We start from the raw sequence: 18,302 nt of genomic DNA, 5'->3' as shown, positions 1-18,302 counted from the left end.
CATGGCAAATCCAAAACAAAATATCAGCATCGAAACTGGTGAGGACTATCCGGAAATCCGCGAAGGCGTCAAACGTGTCTGTGCGGACTTTCCCGGCTCATATTGGCGTGGTCTTGAAGAAAACTTAGACTACCCGACTGAGTTCGTTCAGGCCTTAACGGCCTCCGGCTATCTGGGCGCGCTCATCCCCGAAGAGTATGGTGGCAGCGGCATGCCTCTGCGCGCAGCCGCCGTGATTCTCGAAACGATTCATTCTTCAGGTTGTAATGCTGGTGCGTGTCACGCACAGATGTACACAATGGGCACAGTATTACGTCATGGTAGCGAAGCACAAAAGAAAAAGTACTTGCCTGACATCGCTTCTGGAAAAGTCCGTCTGCAAGCGTTTGGCGTGACCGAACCCACCTCCGGCACGGACACGACCAAACTCAAAACACGTGCAGAGCGACAAGGTGATCATTACCTGATTAATGGCCAAAAAGTCTGGACTTCGCGCGCATTGCACTCTGATTTGATGTTGTTGTTAGCACGAACAACGCCGCTCGATCAGTGCAAGAAAAAGAGCGAAGGCTTGTCTGTGTTCCTCCTCGACATTCGCGATGGCCTGGGCAAAGGTTTGGACATTCGTCCACTGAAGGCCATGGTCAATCATCATGCAACCGAAGTGTTTTTCGACAACCTAAAAATTCCCGCGGATAATTTGATCGGAGAAGAGGGCAAAGGCTTTAAGTACATCCTTGACGGCATGAACGCCGAGCGTATTTTGGTGTCGGCCGAGGCGATTGGCGATGCCCGCTGGTTTGCGAAAACAGCGGTCGCCTATGTGAGCGAGCGTCGCGTCTTTGACCGCCCGATTGGTCAAAATCAGGCGGTCCAGTTTCCGATCGCGCGCGCACACGCGGAGACCGAAGCGGCTGACCTAGTGTTGCGCCGTGCGGCCGCGCTGTTTGATGCGGGCCTGCCTTGTGGGGATGAGGCTAATATGGGTAAGTTGCTCGCCTCTGATGCCACCTGGCATGCCGCAGAGGCATGCTTGCAGAGCCATGGTGGCTTTGGTTATGCCAAAGAATACGACGTTGAGCGCAAGTGGCGCGAAACACGCTTATTCCAGATCGCGCCGATCTCCACCAATCTGGTACTGTCCTATATCGGCGAACACATGATGGGCATGCCTCGCTCGTTTTAAACACTCAAAATAAAATTGTGCCGGAGACAAAAAGATGACCACAGGATTAACCAAAGCACTCGCCGAGTTTGTAGCAAAGCCGACCTTCGGCGGCCAAGAACAGGCGGCCTATACCATTGCTAAAACTGGTTTTATCGACACGATTGCCACCATGATGGCTGGTCATCGCGAGCCCGTGGTTGACGTCGTCCGACAGTTTTTTGCGCAAGCGACGACCCCAGCCGAAGCACCCGTGCCCTTTTTAGGCACCATGCACCCAGCGGCACAAGCGGCCTTTATCAATGCCGTCGCAGGCCATGCGCTGGACTATGACGATGTCGCAATCTCAGGCCACCCTAGCACCGTCTTAGTTCCGGCTATCTTGGCCGAAGGTCACAGGCTCAACAGTTCTGGGCTCGATGCCGTCCGTGCCTATATCGTTGGCTACGAAGTCTGGGCTGAGCTTTTGAGTCGCGAACCTGAGCAGTATCATCTTAAAGGTTGGCATCCAACAGGCGTTTTTGGTGCAGTGGGTGCTGCCGCTGCGGTGGCCTATCTCAACAAGCTTTCCGTGGACGAGGCGCGTCAAGCCCTTGCGATCTCCGCCAGTCTCGCCAGCGGTCTGGTCGCGAATTTTGGCACGATGACCAAGCCTTTCCATGCAGGACGAGCAGCCTCGCACGGTATTGATGCGGTGCGCTTGTCTAAACTCGGCATGACTTCGGCGACCGATGTCTTTGAACACCCAGCTGGCTATTTGTTTGCGCTTTCTTTGTCCGGTCGCGCAGACCTCAAGCGTCCCGCTGATACCTTAGGCAAGACCTTGCGGATTTTGGATAGTGGTTTATCAATCAAACGTTATCCGGTCTGCTACTCAAGTCACCGCACGATCGATGGCGTGTTGGCGATTGTCGAGCGTGAAAACCTCAAGGCCGAAGACATTAGCAAGGTCCATGTGACGATGGGCCACGCTCAAGCTTCGATGTTGCGTAACAAACATCCCGTGACGGGGCTTGAGGCAAAATTCAGTGCCCAGTTTGCCGTAGCCTCCGCCGTGGTGGCGCGTCAGGTCGGCTTATCCCAATTAACAGACGCGTTTGCCACACGCCCTGATGTATCTGCACTCTACGGAAAGGTGAGCGTGACGACGGTGAACACGGTCTGTCCGTTCGAGCCCGCCTTTGCGTTGACAGATCGCGTCGTCATCGAAACAACGGGTGGGAAAAAGTTTGACTCAGGAGAAATTCGTTTCCCCCTGGGTAATGCAAAAAATCCCATCGATGCCGCTGGTTTAAAGGCAAAATTTATGGATTGTGTCGCGACGGGCAAAGCCGAAAATCCGGCGATGCACGGCGCGGATGCCGGCCTCTATGACCGCATCGCGGGCCTAGAGAATCTCCCCAGCGTGCAAAGTCTATTTGGTCAATAGTCCTGCAGGCGCCAATGAACTAGTCGACGGAGCGCAATGAATCAAAGCGTAGTGTGGTTTAAAAAGGACTTACGCGTCCATGATCACACTGCGTTGACTGCCGCTGTCAAACGTGGTCGAGTTTGTTGTCTTTACATCATCGAGCCAAGTCTCTGGCGCAGCCTGGATGCCTCGACGCAACACTACGAATTTACAATCGAAAGTCTGCGTGATCTCTATGTCGCGATTAAACGCCTTGGAGGTCAACTACACGTTGTAACAGGCGAGGCGCTTGACGTCTTGCAACGGTTACATGCACTGATGCCTTTTGATGCACTGTATTCGCATCAGGAAACCGGTAACGCACCGAGCTATACGCGCGACATTGCTGTCGGTAACTGGTGCCGTCAACAAGGCGTTGCCTGGCACGAACCAATCCAGTTTGGCGTGGTGCGACGACTACACAATCGAAATCTCTGGCAAGCCGCCTGGGAAGAGCACATGCAGCAAGACTGCCTGCCCGCCCCTGCCCGGATCGACGCGCTCCCCTTGCCGTGGACTGAGCCGCGGCCACCGAGTGCGGCGCAGCTTGGTATTGATCCACTGAACCCCCCTCACCGACAAAAAGGGGGTCGCACGCTTGGTCTAGAAATTCTCAATGATTTTCTGGAAGTTCGAAGCGAGCAATACCGTGGCGGAATATCTTCGCCGTTATCGGCGCCTACGGCATGCTCTCGGATCTCGCCCTACTTTACTTATGGCTGCCTCAGCATGCGCGAAGTTGTCCATGCGATGGTAGAGGTCATGGATCGCGAAAGCTCCAGGGAGAGCCGCAAATCGAAAGGGCTGCGCGCGCTGATGAGTCGTTTGTACTGGCACTGTCACTTTATTCAAAAGCTGGAGTCAGAACCTGAGCTTGAGTATCAAAACGTCCACCGCGGCTACGATGGTCTACGTGAAGAAGACTGGAACGAGGCCCATTTCGCAGCGCTGAGCGAGGGTCGAACGGGTTGGCCACTGGTCGACGCCTGCGTATTGATGCTCAAAGACACGGGTTGGATTAATTTTCGAATGCGGGCGATGATTGTCTCGACCGCGGCTTACCCGCTCTGGTTGCACTGGCGGGGGGTGGGTCAATGGCTAGCCAGGCATTTTCTCGACTACGAGCCGGGTATTCACTGGAGCCAGATGCAGATGCAAGCAGGCACCACAGGCATCAATATTCCACGCATCTACAACCCAATCAAACAAGCGCGCGACCATGATCCAAATGGCGTGTTTGTCCGACGCTGGATTCCCGCGCTGCGACAAGTACCTGATACGTGGTTGTTTGAACCTTGGCATTTAACGCCTGACATGCAAAAACAGTTTGGTATATGTGCGCAGAACATGCTCCCAGTCCCTGTCGTGGATCTGGAAAACGCCACGCGTGACTCAAAACGTCGGTTATACGACAGACGGAGTGATACGGACGTCAAAGCAGGTAAAAAAAGCCATTGTTGAAAAACACGCCTCACGAAAGCATTCGGGTCACACACAGACCTCAAACCGTAAGCGCACCAATCGCCCCACACACACGCCGCCCCCTACTCAGCACGCCTTGGATTTCTCATGACTGCACCGTCCTCCATGCGTGGCCGCAAAAAAGCAGACCTCCCCAGCAAAGTCTGTCAGCGTTGCGCACGCCCTTTTACTTGGAGAAAAAAATGGGAGCGCGACTGGGAAAACGTGAAATTTTGTTCCGACCGTTGTAGAACATCTTCGGGAACCTCCAAGTGAGCACCTTGATTTATTGGTTTCGAAACGATCTTAGATTGCTGGATTCGCCCGCACTCAACAAAGCCTGTCGCGAGGCGACGCATCTCCTTCCGGTCTATGTGCTGGCGCCAGAGCAAGCTTTGACACGCTGGGGCTTTGCACGCGAAAGTGACCAGCGCAAAGGGTATTTAACTGAAACACTTGTTGCACTCGATGCACAATGTCGAGCACTGGGGAGTCGACTGCTTGTGTTGCAAGGCGATGCAGCGACGACTCTCGCCGCATTGGTGCAAGCCACCCACGCGCAAGGGATTGTCTGTGAGCAAATCGCCGCGCCCGAAGAAGCATCTGTAGTCGAGCAACTCAGGACGCAAGGCATCACCGTCCATTGCTTGTGGCAATCCACCCTGCTTGATCTGACCACGCTGCCCTTTACGCCACAGCAAATGCCGGACGTGTTTACGCAATTTAGACAAAAGCTCGAAGCCAAAGGGCTACGCGCCCGGTCAGTGATACCAAGACCTGAGCGCATACCCAGTCTGCCTGAGAACGTTCTGGTTGAAAGCATATCCTTGGAACAGCGGCTCGATCGTCTGGGGTCAAACTCAACAAAAAACACGCAAGCGCAGGCAGGAACCCCTCAGGGGCTTCAACATCTGAACCATTACTTTGCGGGCGAACTCCCGCACACCTATAAGCAAACCCGCAATCAGCTCTCTGGCGCAGACTATTCGACCCACTTTTCAACATGGCTAGCGAACGGCACACTCTCTGCACCCATGATTGTTGAGCGGCTCACGCAGTACGAAGCGACCCGAGGTGCAAATGATGGCACTTACTGGATCTGGTTTGAACTGGTTTGGCGGGATTACTTCCGTTTTTTGCATCTGAAATATGGTCGTGCACTTTACTTACGTCAAGGCCTGCGCAAGCCTGAGCCTTGCAGTGAGGCGCCAAGCCTCGCCGAGCCCACGAGTGGCATCGCGCGTAAACTCTTTGAGCAATGGACGCAAGGCAGAACAAAAAATGCCCTCGTCAATGCGGGGATGAACGAGCTCGCCACGACTGGAAAGATGTCTAACCGGATGCGTCAAATCGTTGCAAGCTATTTGATTTATGACTTGAGAATCGACTGGAGAGCGGGTGCGGCTTGGTTTGAGTCACAACTATTGGATTACGACGTTTATAGTAATCAGGGAAACTGGCTCTATATCGCAGGCTTGGGTACGGATCCAAGAGGTGGTCGTCGAATGAATTTGGACAAACAAGCGCTAGAACATGACCCCGAGGGGCTCTATCGCAAACAATGGGCATCACCATGACAACACTTCGTTTAGTACTGGGTGACCAACTCAACCCCACGCACAGCTGGTTTTCAAAAGTAGACCAAAACGTCATCTACACCTTGATGGAGATGCGTCAAGAAACTGACTATGTGGTGCATCATGCGCAAAAGGTGATCGCGATTTTTGCAGGTCTGCGCGATCTCGCGGCGCTGCTTGAGTCTCAAGGCCATCGAGTCCACTACCTTGCCATCAATGATCCTAAAAATACGCAGTCCCTCACGCTCAACCTTGAGCAGTTGATCAAGCAATACGCCTGTACACGTTTTGAATATCAACAGCCTGATGAGTGGCGCTTGGATGCGCAACTTGAAACATGGCGTCAAGGTTTAAAGATCGCGGTGGAAATGTGCGACAGTGAACATTTTTTCACTACCCGTCACGAAGCAGGAGCGCTCTTTAAAGGCCAAAAAAGCTGGCTGATGGAACGCTTTTATCGTCAGATGCGGACTAAACATAAAGTCCTCATGCTCGACGCCAAACGTCCGGTCGAGGGGCAATGGAATTTTGATCATGAAAACCGCAAGCGTTGGACGGGCTCACCTCCCGAGCCTAAAGACCAGCGCACCCAACACGATCACTCTGCCTTGTGGAAGGTCATTGAAACATCAGGCGTCCAAACGATGGGCGAGCCGCATGCCGCCGACTTTGCCTGGCCCTTGAACCGCCAGGAGGCTCTCGCCGATCTGGAGCGTTTTATCGAACATGTTTTGCCAAACTTTGGCGACTTTCAAGACGCGATGCGTACAGGACACTGGCGGATGTTTCACTCGCTCCTGTCCTTTTCGCTCAACACCAAGATGCTCAAACCGCAAGAGGTGGTGAGTCGCGCCGAGCAGGCGTGGCAAGCAGGCAAAGTATCGATCGCAACGGCCGAGGGCTTTATCCGGCAAATACTGGGCTGGCGCGAATACATCCGTGGCATGTATTGGCAACACATGCCAGGCTATGAACAGCACAATACGTTTAACCACACCACACCGCTACCAGACTGGTTTTGGACCGGCCAAACAAAGATGCGTTGCCTCTCCGAGTCTATTAGCCAATCTTTGGAACATGCGTATGGGCACCACATTCAGCGTCTCATGGTCATTGGGAATTTTTCTCTGCTCGCGGGACTCGATCCCGCTGCCTTGCATCGCTGGTACCTTGGGATTTATATCGATGCGTTTGAGTGGGTAGAGTTGCCCAATGTGATTGGTATGAGTCAGTTTGCCGATGATGGACTATTGGCCACCAAACCCTATGTGTCGAGCGCCGCCTACGTCGATCGGATGAGCGACTATTGCAAGGGTTGCCATTACGACAAAAAACTTCGCGAAGGCGCGCGTGCATGTCCCTACAATGCCTTGTACTGGGACTTTTTTATCCGGCATGAAGAGAAACTCTCAAAGAATTTCCGTCTCGGTATGGTGTACAGAAATATTGAAAAAATGAGTGATGCCGCCGTCGAGGGCATCAAAGAAAAAGCTCAGGAAATCAAAGCCTCGCTCAATACGTACTGAGGCGATCAATTGCGCAGGCCATCATGATGTCGCGTGTCGATAGTCCACTCGCGTCATGTGTGGTCAACACGATAGAGACCTTGTTATAGACGTTAGACCACTCAGGATGGTGGTCTAATTTTTCTGCCAGAATCGCGACACGCGTCATAAAGGCAAAGGCCTCACTAAAGTCCTTGAAATGCCAGGTGCGAGACAGCCGTCCTCCAGCTGTTGCATCGAATTGCCATGCTGGGCAGGTCGCGCAGGCCGCCTCAAGTTCACTAGACTGTAATCGGGCAATGCTCATCAGTAATCCCCCTATATCAGGAAATCTGTGTATTAGACGGGCTGGACTCGCTCGGGAGCAACATCACCACTAAAGCGGTACATGTTGCAAAACCAGCCATCACTAACAACATCACATCAAAACCGAAACTCTTGACCGCAGGGCCGAGCGCCCACACAGCAATCGAACTCAGCCCCAGCGAGACGGCCAAGCGAATACCCGCCACCCGTGAACGCATGCGATCATCAACATAGCGCACCACCATCACGTCGACGAAAGGTACAGCACCAAAAATAAACACCATCACGCCGAGTAACGCCGCAAACAGCCACCAGCCCTGTGCATGCGAAGCGAGTAAGAAGAGCGGGATCTGCAACAACACAATCCCAAGAAAAATCGGACGGATAGCAAAGCGATCGAGCAATTTCCCAACGACCACCTGCGTAAGCGATGCCACGACGTAGATGATGGCTAACATGATTCCGAGCGTCGCAGGATCCTCGACGATCCCTTTAAAGCGTTCGAGCAACAGCTGGCCATTGCCATTGGTTGTAAAGTTGAACAACACACTTCCAGTCGCAGCGCTCACTGTCATGACAGCCAACACCCGTGCAATCAAGGCAGGTGGAAACTTGACCTTGGCGGACGTTTTACGCTTGGCCGGCGCCTCTGACTCGGGCGGACAAATATACGCAAACCACACGCCGCAACCAATTGACAACACGGCTGGAATTGCAAAAGCTGCGCGCCACCCTAGCCATTGGATTAAAAATCCGCTCACGACAGCCGCTAAAGCCAAACCTAAATTGCCCGCCAGACCATTGATGCCAATGGTGTAGCCAGGATTGACTGACTTTTGCACCAATAAAGGAATACCGACAGGGTGATAAATAGAGGCGAATGCCCCCACCAGCGTCAGCGCTATGGCAAGCTGCCAGGCGTTTTGGCTCAAGGCAGCGATCAGTGTAGACACTCCAATCCCGACAAAAAATACTATCATCATGCGACGGCGTCCCCATAGGTCACCAAGGCGACCAGAGGGAATTGAGCCCAAACCAAACAGCACGAAAGCACCGACACCATAAGGCATGAGGTCCTCCCAGCTGTCGAAGCCAAAATCGATCGCAATGACCCCAACCGAGGCTGCAAAAATCAACAAGAACATGTGATCCAAACCATGTCCCACATTGAGCAACAACCGAACAGCCAAAGGGTGGTCTTGTGAAGGTGAGGTGGTGTCGGTTGCGCTCATTTGATTTGAATTCCTTGGGGTTTAGGCGCGACCAATAATGGAGGCTGTCAACATTAACTCTTCGAGGAGGGCGAGTGAAACGACCCCAGAAACGGAATAAGGATCCAACTCAGGCTTTTCAGAGTACTTGAGAACAATTGAGGTGTTGAGTTTGGAAAGATTGACCTTGCCCATGGTCCAGCCACCAAAACGTCTTTCAGTGATCTCTTCATAGTAGAGCAACACGACGTCTTTGTGACGTACGTCACCAACAATGTGACTATATAACTCATTGACTTGCTTGCGCCCGCCTTCGATGGCCTGCAGGTAAATTCCCCCGCCATAACAAAGAATGCCGGTAATCCCGTTGGCAATATTGTGCTGACGCGAAGAGTCTAAAATTGAGTCCGTCTCTTCGTTCTCTTTTAGATCCACTGCACGGCTGACATATAACAAACGTACCAACATGGCTATACCTCTCGAGGAATCAAGGACAGGAACTCACGACGCAAATTAGGATCCTTTAGAAAGGCCCCTCGCATCACTGAGTTGATCATACGGCTATCCATGTCCTTGACACCGCGCCAGGACATACAAAAGTGCGTCGCGCTCATGACCACAGCCAAGCCATCAGGCTGGGTTTTTTCTTGAATCAAATCGGCGAGCTGGACCACCGCTTCTTCTTGGATCTGGGGACGGCTCATGATCCATTCGGCGAGGCGGACGTATTTGGAGAGGCCAATCACGTTAGTGTGCTCGTTGGGCATGATGCCAATCCAAACCTTGCCGATCACAGGACAAAAGTGATGGCTACACGCGCTGCGCACGGTGATCGGTCCGACGATCATCAATTCGCTCAGATGCTCGACGTTGGGAAACTCTGTAATCGCTGGCTGGGGACGATAACGTCCGCCGAACACCTCTTGGAGGTACATTTTGGCCACGCGTCGCGCGGTGTCATTGGTGTTGTGATCGGATACGGTGTCAATCACCAGACTTTCCAATACACCCTTCATTTTGCCTTCGACCTCGTCGAGCAACAGGGCAAGTTCGCCAGGCTCGATAAAGTCGGAAATATTGTCATTGGCATGAAAGCGCTTGCGAGCTATTTTCAAGCGATTGCGGATGGATACCGAAATGGGTATGCCTGCGTCTTGGTCTTTAAGATTCATAAGAGTCAGTGTAATCGTGGTGTGAGTGTCTTGTAATGTGGAAACTCAAAATAAAAGACTAACTTAAGCACTACCTAGCTCAAGCACTAACGATAAGGACTAGTGGGCTAAGTACTACTTAATTCGACGCTGTATCGCTGGGCGAATGCGAAGAAACCCAAGATAACATTTTTCCAAAAACCATATTCCGGGTGGGTGCGCAAACAAGCGCCCGAACCAACGCCAATATTTTAGACTCAGCCAGAGCTCGACAAAGGCAGCCGCTCCGCTTTTGAGGCTGCCATCAGCGCCCCGCACATGAAAACGCGCCATCGCTTGCTGGCAACTCAAATCGCCGGCCACTTGTCCGTCAGAAACGCGACTGACGTCCTGCCAAAGGATCTGATCCGAACCTGCGCTGTTTTTATAAAAGCCGATTTCACGCCGACACAGCGGACAGGCGCCATCAAAATACACAGTCACTTGATTATTTGCTTTTACAAGGGCGTTGTCCATAAAGACCACTCTACAACCACTTCTGCATGAAGAGCGCCTGACCTGTTAACGCACTAAGGGAATATTGCTCGAAGCCAAACCTTTGATAGGTGCGCTGTGCTTGGGTGTTGCCGCTCAAGACCTCAAGCGTCACCTTGCAACACCCTGAAGCGCGCGCATACGCCTCCAGCGCCGTCAAAAGCGCCTGGCCGACGCCTTGGCCGCGATGATCTGGGTCCACGGCAATATCGTGCACATTGAGCAGAGGGCGGGCTTTAAAGGTCGAGTATCCAGGCAAGGCATTTAACAACCCGACAGGCTTACCGTCCTTGAACGCGAGCCAACTGATCGCTCCAGAAAACTTAGCCAAATCGTCACATAAACGTATTTGGGTGTCCTCAGGTAAAGGCTCGCCGCCCCCCATGGGGTCTCTGGCATACATGTCAAGCATGGCTAGGAGGGCCTGACGGTCACCCGGGTCAAGAAAATTCACGACTTTTACGACAATGTTGCACTGCATGAAAATCGCTCCTCAAGCCTGGCACAAGCTCACGCGCCTGTCGCCCCATGTCCGATGGTATAACAACTCGTTTGCAGACCCAAATCGAAGGTACACGATGTCCGACTCCCTGCCCCTTGAAGGCATTCGCGTTGTTGAATTTACACATATGGTCATGGGCCCGACCTGTGGGATGATCCTAGGAGATCTAGGCGCCGAGGTGATCAAAGTCGAACCGCTTGCGGGTGACAACACGCGCAAACTACTGGGCTCAGGCTCAGGTTTTTTCCCGATGTTTAACCGCAATAAGAAAAGCATCGCGGTCGACGTCAAACACCCAGCAGGCAAGGAAATCGTCCTAAAACTACTTGGTTCCGCAGACGTGTTTAGCGAGAATTTCAAAAGCGGCACGATGGAGAAACTTGGCTTTGGCTATGAGGCGCTCTCCAAACTTAACCCTGCTCTGATTTATGTGTCGCACAAAGGCTTTTTGCCTGGACCGTATGAACACCGTACGGCACTCGACGAAGTGGTGCAGATGATGGGCGGACTCGCCTACATGACAGGTCCTGTCGGACAGCCTTTGCGCGCGGGTTCGAGCGTCAATGACATCATGGGTGGCATGTTTGGTGCGATCGGTGTTTTGGCTTCGCTACAAAAACGGCATCGCACTGGCAAAGGTCAAGAGGTCGCGAGCGCCTTGTTTGAAAACAATGTCTTTTTAGTGGCGCAACACATGATGCAATTTGCCGTGACAGGCGTGCCTGCTAATCCAATGCCCAACCGCCTCAGCGCCTGGGCCGTCTACGATGTATTTACCGTCAAGGATGGTGAGCAAATATTTTTATCAGCTGTCAGCGATACCCAGTGGGCTATCTTGTGTAAAGAGTTCGGCTTTGATGACCTCAAGGCAGACGACAGACTGGTGACGAATAATGATCGCGTCAAAGCACGTAGCTGGCTCATCCCAATCTTGCGTGAAAGATTTGGAGCACTGAGTGCAAAAGAACTCAGCACACGTTTCGAGCAATGTGGTCTACCTTATGCGCCGATTACGCGCCCCCATGACTTGTTTGACGATCCACATCTACTCGCCACAGGCGGTCTCGCGCCCGTCACCATCGCTGCCGACAATACCGGCGCTGGGCGTGAAATAGAAACCCGCGTCGCCCTGCTACCGATTGCGCTTGAGGGTGAGCGCCTGCAGGTTCGCAAAGCCCCCCCTAAAATTGGCGCCGATACGATTGCGCTTTTACAAAGCATTGGTTACACCCAAGAAGAAATCTCAGCCCTCAAAGACAACGGAGTCGTCACATGGAATTAAACCTCACCAACAAGCACGTGTTGATCACGGGTGGCAGCAGAGGCATTGGTCTAGCTTGCGCCAAGGTGTTTCTCGAAGAAGGCTGCAAGGTCAGCTTGGTCTCGCGCGACCCAGTCAACCTTGAGAAAGCAAAAAAACTGCTGTCGACACAAGTCCCCGGTAGTCAAGAGCGCATCGCTTTATTTTCTGCAGAACTCCAGAAAGCGGACTCTGCCGAGCGCGCGCTTGATGAAGCTGAACAAGCCTTTGGAGCACTCGATATCTTAGTCAACTCTGCGGGTGCAGCTAAACGCACGCCGGCAGACAACCTCTCACCCGCGTTTTTTCGCGAAGCCATGGATGCCAAGTTTTTTACTTATATCAATATGATTGATCCAGTGATCAAACGTATGGGTGCGCGTGGCGAAGGGGTGATTGTGAATGTCGTTGGCGCAGGGGGCAAGGTACCCAGTACCGTGCATATCGCGGGCGGTAGCGCCAATGCGGCACTGATGCTCACCACCGCTGGACTGGCGGTCGCTTATGGACCTAAAGGCGTGCGCATTAATGCCGTCAACCCCTCAGGCACACTCACCGACCGCCTGATTGAAGGACTGAAAGTCAATGCCGATCACGAGAACATCAGTCCCGAAGAGGTCCTCAAACGCATGACCTCTCAAGTCCCGATGGGCAGACTCGCGAGCCCCGAGGAGGTTGCCGATACCGTGGTCTATCTCGCCTCTAACCGTGCAAGCTATGTCACAGGCACGGTGATCACCATGGATGGCGCGGCACATCCCGTCGTGGTGTAGGCCACTTTTAGGCTACTTTAAGGTCCGCATCATCTCAAGATATTGTCTGATGATGTCCTGGTAGGATGCGTCGGCCTTAAGACCAAAGCGGTGGGTGCGTTGGCAATCAAAGCGTGCAGGCCAACCTCCCACAATGCGTTTGATTTGTTCATCGGGTTCGACTGTGACGAGGGCGGCGACTTGCTCGCCTGCCACCTCACGCAAAGCCTGCAACATCTCACCGACCGTCACCGTCAATGCGGGCAAATTCAGTGCAGTTCGACCGCCAAAGGCCTCACGCGAAGCCTCCGCCACCGCGAGCACACCCGCGATGGAGGTCAGAGGCGAAGACAGTGCGACTGCCGTGTCGAGACTGACGGGACAACGCGTTGCGATACCCGCGAGGGGCTCGCGCACGATCCCGGATAGAAAACTGGAGGCCGCACCGTTAGGACGACCGGGACGGACCGAGACGGTCATCAGTCGAGCGACCCGCCCATCGATATAGCCCTTTCGCGTGTAGTCGGCAATCAACTGCTCACAGATGAACTTGTGGATGCCATAACTAGATTGCGGTGTCGGCAAGGTCGTATCGGTGACGACAGCCGGCAACGGGATCGCCGAGTCTGAACCGAACACCGCCACTGAGCTTGCGAAGAACAACAACGGCGCCTGGCCTGAGCGTGCGTGCTGCGCACGTAAGCCTTCGAGCAACGCGCGTGTCGCCTCAAGATTGGAGCGCAACCCCAATTCAAAATCCGTCTCGCACTCGCCTGAGACGGCCGAGGCCAAATGAAAAACCGCATCGTAGTTCTTGCGAAGCAAGTCAGGGAGGCGCAGAAGCAAATCGCCTGTGTCGATGCGCACTTTAGGATGGCTCGTCAGTGCCTGACGGGACGGTGCAACCAGATCGGTCAAGGTCAAGTTTGACAAGGACAGGCCTCGCAGCCCATCACGCTTTAAAAGCTCGCTTGCGAGCAAGGTACCTAAAAAACCTGCACCACCAGTGATCAAAATATTCATTTTTACCAGGACGCCTTAAAGTGTTGACGTAATTCCTCGATCGCATCCTCTGACAGAGGCGCGACTGGATGACCACTATTTAAACTGCGCAGCCAGAGCCGTGCAGTCTCCTCGAGCTCTTCGAGCACTGCCATGGTCGCTGTGGTGCTTGACCCCCATACCTGAGGCCCCAAGCGATCGCACATCACCGCTCGCAATATCAGTCCGCGTTGACGATGCGTGTCGATCAACTGCGCAACATGCTCGGCCACCCGGACATCCCCCGGCCGGAAGTAAGGAACGAGCGGCACATGCCCGACTTTCATGACGAAATAAGGCGTCAATGGCGGTACGATGTCTTGCTCGCGCCAGACCCCTCTAAGCGTCAAATCCACTAACCAAGAGGAGTGTGTATGAATGACACAACTGGCCTCGGGAGCATGTTGATAAATTCGGCGATGCAAAGTCAAGGTTTTACTGGCGCGTTCGCCAGAGCGCTGTTCTCCCTGCGCGTCGACCAGCGCCAGTTTTTCTGGCTCGAGAAATCCGAGGCAAGCATCCGTCGGGGTAATCAAAAAACCGCCCTCATCACCCGGTAGTTTGACACTGATATTTCCTGTGGTGCCATGCACATAACCGCGTTCAAACAAGCTACGTCCGGCGCGACACACCTCTTCGCGTAAGTGAGCCTCGGTGTTCTGTCGCGAGGTACTCATTGAGGCGTCATCCGTTTAAATGCATGGGTGAAAAACTCTTCGCGACCAAAATTACCCGACTTCAAGGCGATATGCAGCAGTTGACCCGAGGCCTGTGCGCGCCCCGCGCACCAAGGCACTCCCGGGTCGATCTGGGACCCGATTTGTAGTTGCGTCATGCCCAAGGCTTGTACCACGGCGCCAGAGGTCTCACCACCGGCGACAATGAGCTGTCCGACACCTGCTTCGATCAGACCCTGAGCGATCTTGGCGAGAACGGCTTCGACCATCTGACCTGCCTGCTCGACCCCGAGACGCCCCTGCACCACTTGCAACACCTCAGGCGCCGCTGTTGAATAGATCAGGATCGGCTGCTCGCCTAATTTGGGTCGCGCCCACGCAAGAGCTTGTTGTGCCGCGGCATCAAGCGCCTCAGCCCCCTTGGCCAAGCGCAAGGGATCGAGCGCATAACTGGCCCCGCCTTGTGCGACAAAATGAGCCACCTGCGCATTGGTGGCACGCGAACAACTGCCGGACAGAATCGCCTTGGCACCAGAAACAGGCGGTAACGCAGCCGCTTGAGAATTGGGCTCGATCGAAAAGTTGGTGGGCAAACCGATCGCTACCCCTGAGCCTGCCGTCACAAGAGGCATGTCAGCTAAAGCTGGAGCCAAGCGATACAAATCGGCATTGCTGATTGCATCGACAATCGCGATCCCTATGCCCTGTTGGCGCAACGCAGCGATGCGTGTACGAATGGCGTCGGCTCCCTGTGCGACCACAGCATAATCAATCAAACCAACGGTATGCCTGGTTTGTGGCGCGAGCACCCGCGACAAATTGGGATCCTTCATCGGCGTCAACGGATGGTTTTGCATGCCACTCTCACTGAGCAGTACATCGCCCACAAACAAATGGCCTTTGAAGACGGTACGACCAACATCGGGAAAGGCGGGCGTGGCGATTGTAAAATCCGTCTTTAACGCGTCCATCAGCGCATCGATGACCGGACCAATATTGCCCTGCGCTGTCGAGTCGAAGGTTGAGCAGTACTTGAAATAAATTTGACGGGCGCCTTGTGCACGCAGCCAGGCACAGGCTTTTAAAGACTGCGCGACCGCTTCAGCGGGGGCGGTCGTGCGGCTTTTGAGAGACACCACAACGGCGTCGACCTCTGCGTCCACAGCTGTCTCAGGCACTCCGATTGTTTGCAGGACACGCATTCCCGCCCGCACCAAATTGTTCGCTAAGTCGGTAGCGCCGGTAAAGTCATCGGCAATGCACCCTAACAACACCTGCTTCATGATTGACCCATCCGAAGATCGCCCAACCATCTGGTTGGTCGTTAAATTATAAGCCTGCGCACAGAGGGTTTCGCTTGGAGACCAGACCTACTACACTGCCATGAAACCCGATTCATGGGTTAGCACTTTTTTATGGGTTAGCCCTTTTTTTATAGAGGCTTCGGTCATCATGCCTAAAGTCGCCACGATTTATTATGGTCAAGCGCCGACGCCTTTCGGTCCGGGATTGATTGGCTGGAACGCGCAAGGCATTGTGCTCTTACATCTGCTGCAAGCGGACGATCCTGAGGCTAGGGAAATCTTGGCACGACAGTATTCAGGGTGTACGTTACAGCGCGCCGATTCGCACGCGCGCGAGCTGCTTGAACAGGCTTTCAAGCAAGAGCCGTTTGGCGAGCCAGGCGAGCCTGATACCAGACTTAAGCTCGTGTTAAATGGCAGCCCTTTCCAGCTCAAAGTCTGGCAAGGGCTGCAAGAGATCCCCTTGGGACACGTCCGTACCTATGGCGAGCTCGCCGAAGCGCTCGGTCATCCCGGTGCCGCACGCGCGGTCGGAACCGCCCTAGCCGCGAATCAGCTCGCCTATGTCGTGCCTTGCCACCGCGTGATTCGCGCGTCGGGCGAATCCGGCCAATACCGCTGGGGGGCCGAGCGAAAAGCGCAGATGCTGGCCTGGGAAGCCCGCCAACTTGCAGACTCGAACGCCGCCCGTTAGCATTTGGCCACAATTTTACAAAGACAAGGACACAGACACATGAGTCAGCTGTTTACGCCTACCAATATCGGTCCTCTTGAACTACCCAATCGCATCGTGATCGCCCCGATGTGCCAATACTCCGCGCAAGAGGGCAAAACCACCGACTGGCATACGATTCACCTCGGACACATGGCCTTGTCAGGCGCTGGCCTGCTCATTATCGAAGCCACGGCGGTAGAAGACATCGGCCGCATTACCCACGGGTGCGTGGGTTTGTACTCTGACGAAACAGAAGCCGCCCTCAAAAAGACGATTGACGTGGTGCGGCAATACGCGTCAATGCCCATCATGATTCAGCTGGCGCACTCGGGTCGCAAGGGCTCTAGCGCCCGCCCCTGGGAAGGTGGCCAACTGATTGCGCTCAAGGACGGAGGCTGGCAATCGGTCGGCCCCTCCGCCCTCCCTCAACTGCCAACGGAAACACCCCCGCTGGCGCTTGACAAGGCAGGTCTGGCCCGTATTCGCGAGGCGTTTGTCGATTCAGCCAAACGCGCCCTTCGCATCGGTTTCGATGGTATCGAATTACACAGTGCGCACGGTTATCTCTTGCACCAGTTTTTATCTCCGATCGCCAACCAGCGAACCGACGAGTACGGTGGCTCGCTGGCCAACCGCATGCGCTTTCCGCTCGAGGTATTCGATGCAGTACGTGCCATCACCCCCAAAACAATCAGCTTAGGGATCCGCATCTCAGCGACAGACTGGGCCGAGGGTGGCTGGACCCCAGAAGAAAGCGTTGAGTTTTGCAATATGTTGAAAGCCCGCGGCTGCGACTTTATCGATGTGTCGAGCGGCGGAGTTTCCCACCAGCAAAAAATCCCTTTAGGTCCAAAATATCAGGTGCCTCTGGCGACCACCATTAAAAAAGGAACGGGGCTACCCACGATGACGGTGGGGCTGATCACCGCGGCCAAAGAAGCCGAGGACATCATCGCAAGCGGCGAAGCCGATATGGTCGCACTGGCACGCGGCATGTTGTATGACCCGCGATGGCCTTGGCACGCTGCAGCCGAATTGGGTGCCTCGATTCAGGCACCCAAGCAATACTGGCGTTCACAGCCTCGCGGTTTGACCACGCTGTTTGGTGATGCAAAAACGGGTGGACGTTAATCCCGGAAATTATTGAACTGAAGCGGCAGCGGGACATCCACTTTTTTCAGCAACGCGATGGCCTCTTGGAGGTCGTCGCGTTTTTTACCTGTCACGCGTAATTTTTCACCTGTGATTTGCGACTCGACCTTGAGTTTGGCCTCTTTCATGGCCGCAATCAGTTTTTTAGAGATCGGCTGCTCTATACCCTGCTTGATCGTAATTTTTTGACGTGCGCCTCCCAAATTTTCTAGGGGGTCCGCGATATCCATCGAGCGAACATCGATCCCGCGCGCGCTCAGGCGACTGCGCAAAATATCCAGCATCTGCTTGAGCTGAAAGGCGCTCGAGGCGACCTGGGTCACGACAAAACCCTCAAGCTCAAATTTAGCGTCCGTACCCTTGAAATCAAAACGGGTCGAGAGCTCGCGATTGGCTTGATCCAAGGCGTTAGTCAACTCATGTTTATCGACTTCAGAAACCACATCAAAAGAAGGCATAACGAAATCCTGACAAAAGTAAGAAGTTCATTTTAGAATAC

At 53.9% G+C, this 18,302-nt stretch carries 19 protein-coding genes and 1 pseudogene; 10 read left to right on the top strand and 10 right to left on the bottom strand.

The window, feature by feature from the left end:
* The first annotated feature begins 1 nt into the window (after position 1).
* From AC8GE9_RS09875 to AC8GE9_RS09850, 6 genes are all read left to right on the top strand, one after another.
* The gene (locus tag AC8GE9_RS09875) at positions 2-1,186 is read left to right on the top strand and encodes an acyl-CoA dehydrogenase family protein (RefSeq protein WP_506676995.1); all 1,185 of its coding nucleotides are present in this window, start codon (positions 2-4) and stop codon (positions 1,184-1,186) included.
* 34 nt (positions 1,187-1,220) lie between these two features.
* A complete protein-coding gene (locus tag AC8GE9_RS09870; RefSeq protein WP_506676994.1) occupies positions 1,221-2,594 on the top strand; it encodes an MmgE/PrpD family protein in 1,374 nt (457 codons plus the stop codon).
* 36 nt (positions 2,595-2,630) lie between these two features.
* Positions 2,631-4,076 (top strand): FAD-binding domain-containing protein, encoded by a 1,446-nt coding sequence (locus AC8GE9_RS09865; protein WP_506676993.1) that lies wholly within the window; start codon positions 2,631-2,633, stop codon positions 4,074-4,076.
* Between the two features lie 108 nt (positions 4,077-4,184).
* Positions 4,185-4,352: a DUF2256 domain-containing protein gene (locus tag AC8GE9_RS09860; protein WP_506676992.1), complete on the top strand. Its 168-nt coding sequence runs from the start codon at positions 4,185-4,187 to the stop codon at positions 4,350-4,352.
* Entirely contained in the window at positions 4,349-5,653 is a 1,305-nt protein-coding gene (locus AC8GE9_RS09855; RefSeq protein WP_506676991.1) for a DASH family cryptochrome, read from the top strand. The genes AC8GE9_RS09860 and AC8GE9_RS09855 overlap by 4 nt, the downstream gene beginning before the upstream one ends.
* A complete protein-coding gene (locus AC8GE9_RS09850) occupies positions 5,650-7,179 on the top strand; it encodes a cryptochrome/photolyase family protein (protein WP_506676990.1) in 1,530 nt (509 codons plus the stop codon). The genes AC8GE9_RS09855 and AC8GE9_RS09850 overlap by 4 nt, the downstream gene beginning before the upstream one ends.
* Here the strand turns inward: AC8GE9_RS09850 and AC8GE9_RS09845 are convergent.
* The 6 genes from AC8GE9_RS09845 to AC8GE9_RS09820 all read right to left on the bottom strand — a co-directional run bounded on the left by AC8GE9_RS09845 (position 7,166) and on the right by AC8GE9_RS09820 (position 10,841).
* Positions 7,166-7,465, bottom strand: a complete 300-nt coding sequence (locus tag AC8GE9_RS09845) for a 4a-hydroxytetrahydrobiopterin dehydratase (RefSeq protein ID WP_506676989.1) — start codon at positions 7,463-7,465, stop codon at positions 7,166-7,168. The genes AC8GE9_RS09850 and AC8GE9_RS09845 overlap by 14 nt on opposite strands.
* A 16-nt stretch (positions 7,466-7,481) precedes the next feature.
* Entirely contained in the window at positions 7,482-8,696 is a 1,215-nt protein-coding gene (locus AC8GE9_RS09840; RefSeq protein WP_506676988.1) for an MFS transporter, read from the bottom strand.
* A gap of 21 nt (positions 8,697-8,717) precedes the next feature.
* On the bottom strand, positions 8,718-9,143 hold the full coding sequence (locus AC8GE9_RS09835; protein ID WP_506676987.1) for a BLUF domain-containing protein: 426 nt from the start codon (positions 9,141-9,143) through the stop codon (positions 8,718-8,720).
* Between the two features lie 2 nt (positions 9,144-9,145).
* Positions 9,146-9,847, bottom strand: coding sequence for a GTP cyclohydrolase I (gene folE, locus AC8GE9_RS09830; protein WP_506676986.1), 702 nt, complete (start codon positions 9,845-9,847; stop codon positions 9,146-9,148).
* A 114-nt stretch (positions 9,848-9,961) separates the two neighbouring features.
* Positions 9,962-10,342, bottom strand: coding sequence for a thiol-disulfide oxidoreductase DCC family protein (locus tag AC8GE9_RS09825; RefSeq protein WP_506676985.1), 381 nt, complete (start codon positions 10,340-10,342; stop codon positions 9,962-9,964).
* A gap of 10 nt (positions 10,343-10,352) precedes the next feature.
* Entirely contained in the window at positions 10,353-10,841 is a 489-nt protein-coding gene (locus tag AC8GE9_RS09820; protein ID WP_506676984.1) for a GNAT family N-acetyltransferase, read from the bottom strand.
* 97 nt (positions 10,842-10,938) lie between these two features.
* Between AC8GE9_RS09820 and AC8GE9_RS09815 the strand changes: the two are divergent.
* Together AC8GE9_RS09815 and AC8GE9_RS09810 are read left to right on the top strand one after the other, a co-directional pair.
* Positions 10,939-12,132, top strand: a pseudogene (locus AC8GE9_RS09815) (CaiB/BaiF CoA transferase family protein); the annotation flags it as partial.
* A gap of 2 nt (positions 12,133-12,134) precedes the next feature.
* A complete protein-coding gene (locus AC8GE9_RS09810; RefSeq protein ID WP_506676983.1) occupies positions 12,135-12,935 on the top strand; it encodes an SDR family oxidoreductase in 801 nt (266 codons plus the stop codon).
* A 12-nt stretch (positions 12,936-12,947) separates the two neighbouring features.
* Here AC8GE9_RS09810 and denD read toward each other — a convergent pair whose 3' ends face one another.
* Genes denD through otnK form a run of 3 tightly spaced genes read right to left on the bottom strand, consistent with a single transcriptional unit; the run spans position 12,948 to position 15,915 of the window.
* Positions 12,948-13,937 (bottom strand): D-erythronate dehydrogenase, encoded by a 990-nt coding sequence (gene denD / locus AC8GE9_RS09805; protein WP_506676982.1) that lies wholly within the window; start codon positions 13,935-13,937, stop codon positions 12,948-12,950.
* A 2-nt stretch (positions 13,938-13,939) separates the two neighbouring features.
* Positions 13,940-14,632 carry a class II aldolase/adducin family protein gene (locus AC8GE9_RS09800; RefSeq protein ID WP_506676981.1) on the bottom strand — a complete coding sequence of 231 codons (693 nt, stop codon included), beginning with the start codon at positions 14,630-14,632 and terminating at the stop codon, positions 13,940-13,942.
* Positions 14,629-15,915 carry a 3-oxo-tetronate kinase gene (gene otnK, locus AC8GE9_RS09795; RefSeq protein WP_506676980.1) on the bottom strand — a complete coding sequence of 429 codons (1,287 nt, stop codon included), beginning with the start codon at positions 15,913-15,915 and terminating at the stop codon, positions 14,629-14,631. Before otnK ends, AC8GE9_RS09800 begins: the two co-directional genes overlap by 4 nt.
* Before the next feature lie 169 nt (positions 15,916-16,084).
* Between otnK and AC8GE9_RS09790 the strand changes: the two genes are divergently transcribed.
* Positions 16,085-16,630, top strand: coding sequence for a methylated-DNA--[protein]-cysteine S-methyltransferase (locus AC8GE9_RS09790; RefSeq protein WP_506676979.1), 546 nt, complete (start codon positions 16,085-16,087; stop codon positions 16,628-16,630).
* A gap of 39 nt (positions 16,631-16,669) precedes the next feature.
* Positions 16,670-17,782, top strand: a complete 1,113-nt coding sequence (locus AC8GE9_RS09785) for an NADH:flavin oxidoreductase/NADH oxidase (protein ID WP_506676978.1) — start codon at positions 16,670-16,672, stop codon at positions 17,780-17,782.
* On the opposite strand, the gene AC8GE9_RS09780 is transcribed toward AC8GE9_RS09785, so the two are convergent.
* Positions 17,779-18,261, bottom strand: coding sequence for a YajQ family cyclic di-GMP-binding protein (locus tag AC8GE9_RS09780; protein ID WP_506676977.1), 483 nt, complete (start codon positions 18,259-18,261; stop codon positions 17,779-17,781). The two genes, AC8GE9_RS09785 and AC8GE9_RS09780, sit on opposite strands and share 4 nt — an antisense overlap.
* Positions 18,262-18,302: the final 41 nt, after the last annotated feature.

This window comes from Zwartia lucis (assembly GCF_965234455.1).
In the GTDB taxonomy this organism is placed as follows: domain Bacteria; phylum Pseudomonadota; class Gammaproteobacteria; order Burkholderiales; family Burkholderiaceae_B; genus Zwartia; species Zwartia lucis.
Note: the sequence above shows the minus strand (reverse complement) of the source record. Positions and strands in the feature narration are given on the sequence as shown.